The following is a 12,264-nucleotide window of genomic DNA, read 5'->3' as shown; positions in this document are numbered from 1 at the left end:
TGAGGAATGAGAAATGACAAATTTGGAACGTCTACTTAGTCAATATGCGGCTTATCACTTAGATCGAAATAATGTTGTGACCCATTTTGTGGGGATTCCTTTAATTGTATTTTCTATTCTGTGTTTAACAGCGCGTACTGGCGTAGAAATTTCTGGCTTTTCAATTACTTTAGCCATGCTGCTTATCGTCCTAAGTACGATTTATTATATTTCATTGGATAAGTTGTTTGGTATTTTGATGCTGATTTTATTTGTCTTGGCTTATCCATTGGCTGTGAAAATTGCGGCTTTACCAATGTGGAGTTGGCTAGGTGCGAGTATCGGTATCTTTGTGGTGGGTTGGGTATTCCAATTCGTGGGTCATTATTTTGAAAAGAAAAAACCAGCCTTTGTTGATGATCTGATCGGTTTGGCAATTGGGCCTTTATTTGTTTTGGCTGAATTTGTTTTCTTACTAGGTTTCCGTAAGCCGTTGCATCAACGGATTTTAAAAGAAGCTCAAATGAAACGCGCTGAAATGGATATGAAGCCGCAGACGGTGTCTTAAGTTGTTAGCTTGATGTAAAAGCCGATATCAGGATGAGTCGGCTTTTTTATTTGGATGAAAGAGCACTTATAGCGAGTGATATCAGTACGCTTTTGAAAGCGGTTAAAGTTGAGCAATAAATTTCTGAATCGTTTCGATGACTAATTCGGGATGTTCTCGATGGGGGAAGTGATTACATTGCGGGAGGATATTCGTTTCAGCGTGGGTATATTCAGCCAATCGTTTGGGTTGTTCTACACTGCCATATTCATCATGCTCGCCATGTATGATCAGCATTTTAGCGGAGACTGCCTGCAAATCTGATTGTAACGACCAATCTCGAAACTCAGTAGAAAGCCATGTTTCTGTCCAAGCATCTAAAACCCATTGTGCTTTTTCAGCATGATATTTTTCTAGGCGTCGCAGTTGTTCAGGTTGTTGAAATTTTTTTTTAGCCGCAGTGATACCATCCAGTGTTTCCTGTTCAACATAGGCTTGTGCTGCAAGCGTAATGACTGCTGTACATCGTGAAGGATTTTGTGCTGCAAAGCTGACCGCCATACCACCACCGACGCTATGACCAAGCGCAATCACTTGTGGTATTTCAAGTTGATTTAAAAGTTCAGTAACCACTTCGGCTTCTTGTTGAATAAAATGATGAGATAGCTTAGAGAGAATAGGATCAGATTTGCCAAAGCCCAAACGATCATAGGCAATTACAGTTCGATGGGTTGCGACCGAGAGTCGTTCTGGGAAATCCCGCCAGAGTTGCACACTGCCAAGCGAATCATGCAGCAATAGGATTGGAGTCTGGTAACGTGTGTCTTGTGGCTGCCACATCTTTAGAAAGACATGTGCATGCTTTATCGCAAGTATTTGTTCTGTGCTATGCAAAAGTGACATTGAAGCGAGGCCAAGTGTATAAATTGATCAAAGAATAATAAAAAACTAACGATCTGATATAGCTATAATCGTGAATAAGGATAGTTTGATCGTGCCATTAAAATGAAAAAAATCGCCATTATTGTCTATGATGGGTGTTGGGCCATGAGTGTGATGATGCTGAAAGATTTCTTTCATGTCGTTAATTTACTATCAATCCGGCAAGGTCTAGCCGAAAGCTATCAAGTTGAGATGATCAGTCTAGATGGTTTAGCCAAAACAAGTGCCAGTGGTCCAAGTATCGAAGTCGATGACAAAGTTAGAAGGGAGACAACTTATGATTTAGTCATTCTTCCCAGTTTTGAAGGGAATCGGCTTATTCAGATTCAAGAAGAAAATGATGACTTGGTCGACTGGCTTACAAGTCAAATACAGCAACAAACACCAATTCTCGCGCTCACAACAGCTGCTTATTTTTTGGCGGCCACTCAGCAATTGCAGCATGTCCTGCTTGCGACCCATTGGGCGTTTCTGCGAGAACTAAAACGGTTGTTTCCTCAAAGTTCTTTTACTGCCAATCGAAACTATCTGCAAAGCGAGCAGATTTATACGACAGGTACATTGCTTGGAACGTTTGATGCTTTGTTGGGCATTGTGGCGCAACAGAAAGGGGATTATTTTGCACAACTCTGTGCCAGTCATTTATTAATGCACGCTCCACAAGAACTCAATCCTGTACTGCCAAATTTTCGAAATCATTGTGATGAAGCCGTGTTGCAGGTGCAAGATTGGCTTGATATCAACTTTTCTCAGGAAAATCGTATTGCTGATTTGGCCAAGCAATTTAATTTTAGTGAGCGAAATTTAAAACGGCGGTTTCAATTAGCGACACAGATTTCACCTAATCAATATTTACAGCAGGTGAGGGTAGATAAGGCCAAGAAACTATTATTAACCTCTGAGATGAATGTACAGCAGATTGCCTATCTAGTGGGTTATGAAAATGTCAGTTTCTTTATCCGCGTATTTAAGAAAATAACAGGTTGTACCCCAAGCCAATGGCTAAAATAAAAAAACCGCCAATAAGGTCATTACTGGCGGTTTGGAAATCAAAACACTGATTTATACATTAAAACGGAAGTGTAAAACATCGCCATCTTGAACGATATAAGTTTTACCTTCTAAACGCCATTTACCAGCTTCTTTGGCACCGCTTTCACCGTTGTATTGAATGAAGTCATCATATGCCACACATTCAGCACGGATAAAGCCTTTTTCGAAGTCGGTATGAATCACACCAGCCGCTTGCGGTGCAGTTGCACCAACTTTCACAGTCCAAGCACGAACTTCTTGTACGCCCGCAGTGAAGTAAGTCTGTAAGCCAAGTAAGCTATAACCTGCACGAATCACCACGTTTAAGCCTGGTTCTTCCATGCCCATCGCTTCCAAGAATTCAGCGCGATCTTCATCTTCTAATAATGAAATTTCAGCTTCGATTTGGTTGCAAAGTGGTACAACAATGGCATTCTCTTCAGCAGCAAGTTTTTTTACTGCTTCAAGGTGCGGGTTGTTTTCAAAACCGTCTTCTGCCACGTTGGCAATATACATCGTTGGTTTAAGTGTCATTAAACCGAAACCGCGAACGGCTTTACGTTCGTCGTCAGAAAGGTCAGCTGCACGCGCTGGTTTACCTTCATCAAGTAAAGGTTGGATTTTTTCTAACACTGCTTTAGTTGCAAGCGCTTCTTTATCGCCACCTTTTGCCGCTTTAGTTAAACGTAATAACGCTTTTGCAACAGTATCAAGGTCCGCAAGTGCAAGTTCAGTATTGATGGTTGCGATGTCATCTAATGGGTCAATTTTACCATTTACGTGAATCACGTTTTCATCTTCAAAACAACGAACCACGTGTGCAATCGCATCTGTTTCACGGATATTGGCAAGGAATTGGTTACCCAAGCCTTCACCTTTTGATGCACCAGCAACCAAACCTGCGATATCAACAAATTCCATCGTGGTCGGGATAACACGTTGCGGTTTAACAATCGCTGTAAGTTTGTCTAGGCGTGGATCTGGAACAGGGACAATACCTGTATTCGGTTCAATGGTACAGAACGGAAAGTTTTCAGCTGCAATCGCTGCCTTTGTTAATGCATTGAACAATGTAGATTTACCTACGTTTGGCAGACCAACAATACCGCAATTAAAACCCATGAAACCACTCACAAATGTGTTATTTAAAAATTGCTGCTGATTTTACATGAAAGCCATGACAAAGTCAGGTCATGGCGAGTGCGGATTTTTATTTCGAGCTTAAACTTTGCGTTTATCGAGCTGTTTGGCAATATTATCGCCTGTGGTTTGTACCAACATGACCAGAACAATCAGGACTAAAATCACCGCCAGCATGACTTGCATATCAAAACGTTGATAGCCGTAACGATAGGCGATATCGCCCAAACCACCTGCACCAATGGCACCTGCAATGGCAGAGGAACTGATCATGGTGACAATGGTCACGGTAAAACCTGCAACAATTCCTGGCAAAGCTTCAGGAAGCAATACATGCCAAAGAATCTGCTTGCGGTTACAGCCCATCGCCTGTGCTGCTTCAATTAACCCTTGATCGACTTCACGTAGACTGACCTCTGCAATACGGGCAAAGAACGGAATAGCAGCAATGGTTAAGGGGACAATCGCAGCCAAGACGCCGTAACTGGTACCGACGATCCATCGGGTAAATGGAATCAAAGCTACCATCAAAATCAGGAAGGGGACTGATCGAGTGATGTTAATGATCCAGCCTAAAGACTGATTGATTTTCTTGGAAGGATAAATCCCAAAATCAGCAGTACTCACCAAAATTAAGGCAATTGGCAGACCAATCAAAAAAGCGAGAATCGCAGAAACACCGACCATGATTAAAGTATCGGTGGTTCCTGTCAGTAATAGATCAATGAGTTGATTGTACATAACCGATCACCTCAAGTTGTGTTATTGCTGGATGTTTTTCAGATTGTGAGCGGTTTAGATCAAAGTCGAGATTGCGAATTCCGATGATCAATGAGCCAATGGTACGTTGCTGAATGCTATCAATTTGACTGTAATACACCTGAACGGGACTATTAAAGCCATCCAATAGTTCATATAAATCAGGCACCGATTTCGATTCACTGACATATTTTAATTTTAAAATCTGATGCGTACTCTGAGGCAGAATGGTTTGGCTCAACTCAAAGGGTAAATTCACCTGTTCAAAGTTAAGTAATTCCTGCGTGATCTGTTGTTGTGGATTGGAAAATACCGACCAGACTTGCCCAGACTCAACGATTTCACCTTGATCAATTACGATGACTTGATCGCAAATCTCTTGGATGACCTGCATTTCATGGGTGATCAAGACAATAGTTAAACCAAGGTCCTGATTGATCTGTTTCAATAAGGACAGAATATTAGCGGTACTTTCAGGGTCCAGTGCTGAGGTGGCTTCATCACAGAGCAGGATCTCGGGCTGAGAAACCAAGGCTCGTGCTATACCAACACGTTGTTTCTGTCCACCAGACAATTGAGCAGGGTAATAATTTCGCTTTGCCTCTAATCCCACTAGCGTCAGTACCTCGGTGACGCGTTGTTCGATCTCAGCCTTGTCATAACCCGCAATACGGAGTGGTAAAGCTACGTTTTCCCACACCGTTTTGGCAGACATTAAATTAAAATGCTGAAAAATCATGCCAATTTTCTGCCGAGTTTTGATCAACTCGGCGTGGCTGAGTTCAGCAATATTTTGTTGGTGAATCAAAATACTGCCTGTATCAATCGACTCCAATCCATTTAAGGTACGCAGTAGGGAGGATTTACCTGCACCGCTTTTTCCGATAATCCCAACAATCTGTGCTTTGGGAATATCGATATTAATCTCTTTTAAGGCATGTAAGCGTTGGCCCTGTACATCATAAAACTTATTTAAACCGCGTATTTTCAGATGCGGTACTGAAAAATCGACCTGTGAACCAAAACTCACCATGATTGTTCTCCTTATTTCCAACCTGGGAACCACAGTGTCTTGCCAAAATCGCTATCCAAGGCCGCTTTAACTTTGGGTGAGTTTTGATAAATCTCGACAAATTTCTGTAGCTTGTTGTCTTTGTCCTGATAGTCATCACGCACCACAAATAAAATCGCATAACGTTTATTGGTGTTGTCATCAAACAATAAGGCACTTTCAGGATCAGCCGTTTTGGCTAAACGTAAGTAATGTGGATAGCCAAAAGCGAGATCAACATCATCAATGGCACGTGCAGTTTGTGGGCCTTCAACTTCGGTAAATTTCAGGTTCTTCGGATTCGCTGTAATGTCTTTCAGTGCTGAAAGATGATTATTGCTATCTTTCAGCTCAATCAACTTGGCTTGTTGTAACAGTAATAGCGCACGGCCTTGATTGACAGGATCATTCGGAATCGCAACAGTGGCACCATTCGGGAGTTCATCAAAACTTTTATATTTTTTTGAATACAGTCCAACATGTGAAGCCGCACCCGCAGCAAATGACTTTAATTTAAAGCCAGTTTCTTTAATGGCATTATCCAAAAAAGGTTGATGCTGAAAAAAGTTCGCATCGATATCACCATGATTCAAAGTGATGTTAGGCGTATTCCAGTCGGAAAACTCGACTAATTTGACATTCAAACCTTGTTGTTTGGCTTCATCTGCTGCAACTTGCAGTGGATGAGCAAAAGAAGGACTAATCCCAATCACCAGTTCACTGCTATGGTTCTGTCTTTGTTTATTCCAAATCAATAAGGCAATAATCGCAACAACGACGATAAGGCCAATACCAAGCCATTTTTTAGAGGCTGTTTGAGCCATATATTTCTCCAATTCTTTTCTTAAATGTTAAGCACTAATTTCTTCAATTATTTTTAGGTCATCTGCGTTGTTGTGCGGTCTACATCGGAACTGATCAGCAGGATGGCTTGCGGCTAAATGATCGCTTTGGGCAAACAGTTTGTTTCGCAGTGAACCTGTGGCATATTCAGTTTTATAACGTCCACGTTGCTGTAACTCAGGGATCACCAGTCGAATAAAATCATGGTGTGATTCAGGTGCAACCGTACGGGTCAGGTTAAAACCATCAATGCCGGTCTGATCAAGCAGTTCAATCAGGTATTCCGCAACTTCAGTACCGCTACCGACAATCAGGGGATAACGTCCACCCAGCACATGCTGTGCTTTCAGATCATTTTTGCTGATGCGCTGTTCTTTAAACTTTTCATTGACGGAAGCAATGCTGTTGCTCTTTTGATAAGGAATCGCTTCATCATCTGCAAACTTGGCAAGGTCAATACCGACTGAACTGGCGTAATGTGCTAAACCTGCTTCAGGGCTGGCATATTGACGATATTCAGCCAGTTTTTGCTGGGCGAGTTCATGTGTTTCAGCCACAACGACGGTAATGCCGACAAAGATTTTAATCGCATCTTCATCTCGACCTTGTTGCTGTGCTTGTAGTCGTATTTTATTAACTTGCTGACGAATCTTTTCAGGCTGATCACCACCAATAAAAATACATTCGGCATGACGTGTGGCAAACTGTAGTCCTTTCGGTGAAGCACCTGCTTGGAAGAGTGTTGGCGTACGTTGTACCGACGGCGCAACCTGAAATACCCCTTGGCTTTGATAATACTGCCCTTGATGATTGATCGAGTGGACTTTATTTGGATCAGTAAAAACGCGCTGTTGCTTGTCTTTCTTTAGAGCGTCATTTTCCCAAGAGCCTTCCCAGTATTTATAGCAAAGCTGTAGGAACTCCTCGGCCTGATCATAACGCGCATCATGATCTTTTAAGCCTTTTTGCCCAATTAGGCGTTCGGCACTATCCAGATAGCCTGTGACAATATTCCAGCCTAAACGACCTTGGGTTAAATGATCGAGACTGGCAAAGCGCCGTGCAAATTGGTAGGGCTGTTCATAGCTGAGATTGACGGTCACGCCAAAGCTTAAATTCTGTGTCACCAAAGCCATCGCCGAAATTAGGGTAGAAGGATCATGACTTGGTAACTGAATCGATTCTTTCAGGGTGAGATCGATGCCATTCTGATAGACATCATAAACACCTGTAATATCTGCAAGGAATAAGCCATCAAACAAACCTTGTTCTAAAGTTTGTGCGAGTTCAGTCCAATAACTCAGTTCATTAAAGCGATGTGATTGATCACGCGGATGCGTCCATAAGCCATGATTGATATGACCGACACAGTTCATATCAAAGGCATTTAACAAGATTTTTTTAGCAGTCGTTTGACTCATTACAAAGTCCCCCGACGTGGCGGCAGAATGCCATTCAACACATAATTACCGATAAAGTAATATTTCCAGCGTGCAGCATCATGCAAGGTGTGTACACGCGCATTGCGCCAGTGACGATCAAGACCATCAGCACGTTGACTGCCACGACTACCCGCTAACTCAATCAATTTCGATGATGCCTTTAATGCTGTTTCAGTACTATGTGCACGAACTTTGGCGACATCAATTGAGGCTTTGGCTAAGGTCTCAGCATTCAACTCATATTTAGCAGCATCAACAGATCGAGCTGCTTGTTTGAGGAGTAATTCGCTGGCTTTGACATCGGTTGCCACACGACCCAGCTCAGACAGGGTTAGGGGGTCTTGAGTAGCTGAATCAATATTGGCATCAATCCAAGGGCGGGCGACACGCACACGCTCCAGTGTTTCTTCAAAAGCTGCACGGGCAATCCCGACTTCAATCGCGGCATGCATGATTTGAGCAAATGGCCCCACCAAAGACAGTTGCTTAAACGCAGTATCAAAAGCAATCACATCTTCTTTGGCAACGAAGACCTGATTAAATTTTACTGTACCACTGCCCGTAGTCCGTTGCCCAAAGCCAGACCAGTCATCAATCAGTTCTAATCCTTGACTGTCTCTTTGTACAAAAGCCAAAAATTCGTTACCTGTTTCATCAACCACTAGTGTTGGAATACGATGGGCGAATAGGCTCCCGGTGCAATAGAATTTTTCCCCTTGGATCAGATAACCGTTTTCGCTTGGAATCAGTGTGGTTTGCTTATGTGCAGAGGTACGGGTTTTAAATTCAGCCAGCGCATTACCAAAACGCGCACCTTGTAACACTTCTTGATAGAGGCGTTTCTTTTGCGCTTCCGTACCAGTATTGCGCAATACTTCCAATGCATAAAAATGGTTTTGTGGAATCTGACCGATTGAGCCATCCGCACCACTAAACAGCGCAATCACTTTAGCTACGGTTAGGCTGGAAACTTCTGCACCGCCATACTGTTTAGGTACCGTAATCGCCCATAAACCTGACTGACTATAGGTTTCGATTTCAGTAAACGGCAAGTTTCGATTGGCATCGCGTTCAACTGCCGCTTGTTTAAACTGTTGACTGAGTTGAGTCGCAATTTCCAGTGCTTCGACATCGCTCTGAATAACATGCGCCGCTTTAAAATTGGTTTTGGCAAAACCTTGTAATTCTTGATATGAGGTCATGATGATTTGCTCCTTAAATCCATGCATGGCGGGCAGGGTGTGTACCATTGAGGTAATAGTCACCGATGGCATGGAATTTCCAACGCACAGGATCGTGTAAGGTATGTACGCGAGCATTGCGCCAATGCTGATCAAGATTATGTTGGCTCAGGCTGGCACGGCTTCCACCAAGTTCCAGTAATTTTTCTGAGATATGCAGAGCAGCATCATTGGCATAGATCTTTGCTTCTGCCACTAAAATAGAGGCACGCGCGGCTTGCTCGGCAGAAATCTTAGCGATTTGATCCAGTTCATCTAGATATTCGGCAGCATCGTCCAGTAATAAAATGGCAGCATCGAGCAGGATATTGAGCTTACCAATTTCTTGTAGGGTGTAATGTTCTTCACTGGCTTTTTCTACACCTGCATCAATAATGGGACGTGCTTTACGAATACTGGATAAGGTGTCATCAAAAGCTGCTTCGGCAATGCCAACATCAATCGCAACCTGTAAAAGTTGAGAATAGGCACCTCGAACATTTGGAGTGTCGGCAATAATGCGCTCATCAAAAAATAGTGCAGGATCAATTACAACATTGCGTAGTTTTACTGTTCCACTGGCTGTAGTACGTTGACCAAAGCCATTCCAGTCATTAATCACTTCAACACCTTCAGCATGTCGATCAACAATTGCCAATACAGTATAGCCATCTGGATGTAAGGCACGAATCGCTAACCAATCTGCAAAACTGGTTCCAGTTGAGTAAAATTTTTCCCCATTTAAAAGGTATTGACCATTTTCCAAGCTTAAAGTGGTTTGAATGGCTTTGGTATCTTTGGAATTTTTTTCAGGTCCACCATTGGCAATGCGTTTGCCTGCCAGAATTTCAGCGTAAATAAACTGCTTTTGTGCATCTGAACCAGTGATATTGATAAAATTTAGAAGGCCAAATTGGTTTTGTGGAATTTGTCCAACATTGGCATCGGCTTTACTTAAAATACGAAACACATGGGCTAAGGTTTTATTGGAGACAAAAGCACCACCATATTGTTGCGGTACACGGATTCCACCGAGACCTTTTTGGCTAAACTGAATGATTTGTTCGGTGGGTAAAACACGATTTTGATCTCGATTATTTCGATCTTCTAATGCAAAGTCAGCAACTTGATAGGCAGCATTAATGGCCTGCTGATCATTTGAAATCAGTTGTGTTTGAACTTGAATCACTGATTGATTACTGGACATGTGAGCACCTCTAATAGATAAGAGACACTTTACAAAAGTTTTACTTTTCAACTAAACCATCAGTTATGGCTTGTATATCACAATAATTCCTAAGCATTTTTTATGAGAAAAATAACAGAAAAATTAATATTAAATATTTATATAAAACAATAATTTGAATTTTTATGCTGGTTTGTTAAACAGTATAAAAATTCATTTTCTATGAATGAGAGGAATAATCTCACCATGAAAATTTATAAAGCGACTTCGCCAGAATTCAAAAAGATCGAACGAAAAGGACATTGTATTCATTAACTTTTACTTCTAAAGTAGGGAAAACCTTATGTTTGATCGAGTAGAAAAATAAATTTGGAGAGTTTATGCGGGTTTTATATCAATTTCCTTTGTCCCACTATTGTGAAAAAGCTCGCTGGTTGTTAGATCATAAGGAATTGGACTATGTGGCACATAATTTAATTCCAGGTTTCCATCGTGCGTTTACTTATCTAAAGTCTGGGCAATATTTATTGCCAATGCTGAAAGATGATAAGCGGTGGGTTGCTGATTCAACACAAATCGCTTTATATCTTGATACGACCTATCCTGAACATGCGTTATTGAGACGTGATGAGCAGTTACGTGAGCAAGCTTTAGAAATCGACAAATTGACTGATGAACTTGGTGTACATGTTCGTCGCTGGTCATTGGCACATGCACTGTCAGTGGGTGATCATCCACTTGAAATCATGATGGGTGAACAAGGCTATTTACGTCAGTTTGAGAAGATTTCGAAACCAATATTAAAAAGTCTGGTTTCGACGAACTATAAATTGAGCCCTGAAAAAGTTGCTCAATCCAAGTTGCGTATGACCGAGTTGATTAGCGATCTGAATCAGCGTTTGATTGATAATCAAGGGCGTTATATGGTCGGTGATCGGCTTGGTTTAGCGGATATTTCAGTCTGTTCTATTCTTGCACCGTTATTGGTGATCAAAGGCACGCCTTGGGAACTCGAGAATGACGATATTGAACAGTTTGATGGCGAACTGAAGCAATATTATGACTATTTATCAGACCTACCGATTGGGCAATACGTTCAGCGTATTTACGCGACTGAGCGTAATGCACGCGTCGATTGGCGTGGTTTGTAAATCAAATTTTGAGTCGAAAAGCCCTGATGAATAAAATCGGGGCTTTTTTATGGGAAATAAAATTGAAAAACTATTGATAAAGCAAAAAATAATTAGGGAATAAAATTAATTTTTAAAAGAAAATTCGTTTTAAGCAGAAAATATTAGAAATTATTGCCAAATTTACTTTAAAAAAACTGAAAAGAGGGAAATAATTGTGAAAAGGCTTTGTTATCTTATGTTTCAGGGTGTGATGGGGATCGAAACGAGTTGTTCAACTATTGGGAGATCAGTTGAACAGTTGCTCAAAAGGTCTTGTTTCGGCTTTGAGACAAAGATAAACCAAAAGTTTATCGGAATCATGTTTGCGTTATCCATGCAGCATCGTCAAAAGTTAAACGAATGTTTTCCCTTGACCCTTAAAAATTACTGAGTGAGCAGTTCCGATAAAAACATCGATTGAAAGTGAGGACTGTAGAATGGAATTGGATCGTTTTGATAAACAAATTCTTGAAATTTTGACCCATGAAGATGTCAATCTGAATGAGCTATCAGAACGTATTAACCTTTCGGTTAGTTCAGTGCATCGTCGCATTAAAAATCTGATCGAATCCCAAGTGATGGGACAGCTCAAACGCGAAATTAATTTTAATAAACTCGGTTTTAGTTTGCATATTCTTTTGCAGGTTTCGTTGAGCAAACACGATAGTGAAACTTTTGATAAATTCCTACAAGAAATTGAAGATATTCCAGAAGTGACCAATGCCTTTCTCGTGACAGGGCAGAGTGCAGATTTTATTTTGGAATTGGTCGCACGTAATATGGATGACTATAGTGAAATTCTATTACGCCGTATTGGTAAGATTGACAGTGTCGTCGCACTACATTCAAGCTTCGTGATCAAAGAATATAATGTCTTTAACTGCTATAAACTTTTAAATAAGCTATAAAAAATGCATCTAAAAAGATGCATTTTTTACAGATCTGAATGTA

At 41.3% G+C, this 12,264-nt stretch carries 12 protein-coding genes; 4 read left to right on the top strand and 8 right to left on the bottom strand.

Annotation, left to right across the window (positions count from 1 at the left end; translation table 11 throughout):
- Positions 1-13: 13 nt before the first annotated feature.
- Positions 14-547: an Mpo1 family 2-hydroxy fatty acid dioxygenase gene (locus tag F885_RS10680; RefSeq protein WP_005316186.1), complete on the top strand. Its 534-nt coding sequence runs from the start codon at positions 14-16 to the stop codon at positions 545-547.
- Between the two features lie 102 nt (positions 548-649).
- On the opposite strand, the gene F885_RS10685 is transcribed toward F885_RS10680, so the two are convergent.
- Entirely contained in the window at positions 650-1,429 is a 780-nt protein-coding gene (locus F885_RS10685; protein WP_005316184.1) for an alpha/beta fold hydrolase, read from the bottom strand.
- A 102-nt stretch (positions 1,430-1,531) separates the two neighbouring features.
- Between F885_RS10685 and F885_RS10690 the strand changes: the two genes are divergently transcribed.
- The gene (locus tag F885_RS10690; protein ID WP_005316182.1) at positions 1,532-2,479 is read left to right on the top strand and encodes a GlxA family transcriptional regulator; all 948 of its coding nucleotides are present in this window, start codon (positions 1,532-1,534) and stop codon (positions 2,477-2,479) included.
- 51 nt (positions 2,480-2,530) lie between these two features.
- On the opposite strand, the gene ychF is transcribed toward F885_RS10690, so the two are convergent.
- The 7 genes from ychF to F885_RS10725 all read right to left on the bottom strand — a co-directional run bounded on the left by ychF (position 2,531) and on the right by F885_RS10725 (position 10,162).
- Positions 2,531-3,622, bottom strand: a complete 1,092-nt coding sequence (ychF, locus tag F885_RS10695; protein WP_005271118.1) for a redox-regulated ATPase YchF — start codon at positions 3,620-3,622, stop codon at positions 2,531-2,533.
- A gap of 99 nt (positions 3,623-3,721) precedes the next feature.
- Complete coding sequence (locus F885_RS10700) at positions 3,722-4,381, bottom strand: methionine ABC transporter permease (RefSeq protein WP_004962596.1); 660 nt, start codon at positions 4,379-4,381, stop codon at positions 3,722-3,724.
- Positions 4,362-5,432, bottom strand: coding sequence for a methionine ABC transporter ATP-binding protein (locus tag F885_RS10705; RefSeq protein WP_005316180.1), 1,071 nt, complete (start codon positions 5,430-5,432; stop codon positions 4,362-4,364). The genes F885_RS10700 and F885_RS10705 overlap by 20 nt, the downstream gene beginning before the upstream one ends.
- An 11-nt stretch (positions 5,433-5,443) precedes the next feature.
- Positions 5,444-6,274 carry a MetQ/NlpA family ABC transporter substrate-binding protein gene (locus tag F885_RS10710; RefSeq protein WP_005316178.1) on the bottom strand — a complete coding sequence of 277 codons (831 nt, stop codon included), beginning with the start codon at positions 6,272-6,274 and terminating at the stop codon, positions 5,444-5,446.
- A gap of 27 nt (positions 6,275-6,301) precedes the next feature.
- Positions 6,302-7,714: an LLM class flavin-dependent oxidoreductase gene (locus F885_RS10715; RefSeq protein WP_005316176.1), complete on the bottom strand. Its 1,413-nt coding sequence runs from the start codon at positions 7,712-7,714 to the stop codon at positions 6,302-6,304.
- Entirely contained in the window at positions 7,714-8,937 is a 1,224-nt protein-coding gene (locus F885_RS10720) for an SfnB family sulfur acquisition oxidoreductase (protein WP_005316173.1), read from the bottom strand. The genes F885_RS10715 and F885_RS10720 overlap by 1 nt, the downstream gene beginning before the upstream one ends.
- A gap of 13 nt (positions 8,938-8,950) precedes the next feature.
- Positions 8,951-10,162, bottom strand: coding sequence for an SfnB family sulfur acquisition oxidoreductase (locus F885_RS10725; protein ID WP_005316171.1), 1,212 nt, complete (start codon positions 10,160-10,162; stop codon positions 8,951-8,953).
- Positions 10,163-10,521: 359 nt separating this feature from the next.
- Here F885_RS10725 and F885_RS10730 point away from each other — a divergent pair, with 359 nt between their 5' ends.
- Positions 10,522-11,292 (top strand): glutathione S-transferase family protein, encoded by a 771-nt coding sequence (locus F885_RS10730; RefSeq protein ID WP_005189386.1) that lies wholly within the window; start codon positions 10,522-10,524, stop codon positions 11,290-11,292.
- A gap of 458 nt (positions 11,293-11,750) precedes the next feature.
- Entirely contained in the window at positions 11,751-12,221 is a 471-nt protein-coding gene (locus tag F885_RS10735; RefSeq protein ID WP_004661600.1) for an Lrp/AsnC family transcriptional regulator, read from the top strand.
- Positions 12,222-12,264 lie beyond the last annotated feature (43 nt).

Source organism: Acinetobacter higginsii, assembly GCF_000369845.1.
GTDB classification, from domain to species: domain Bacteria; phylum Pseudomonadota; class Gammaproteobacteria; order Pseudomonadales; family Moraxellaceae; genus Acinetobacter; species Acinetobacter higginsii.
The sequence above is the reverse complement of the archived record's forward strand: the minus strand, read 5'-3'. Positions and strand labels throughout refer to the sequence as shown.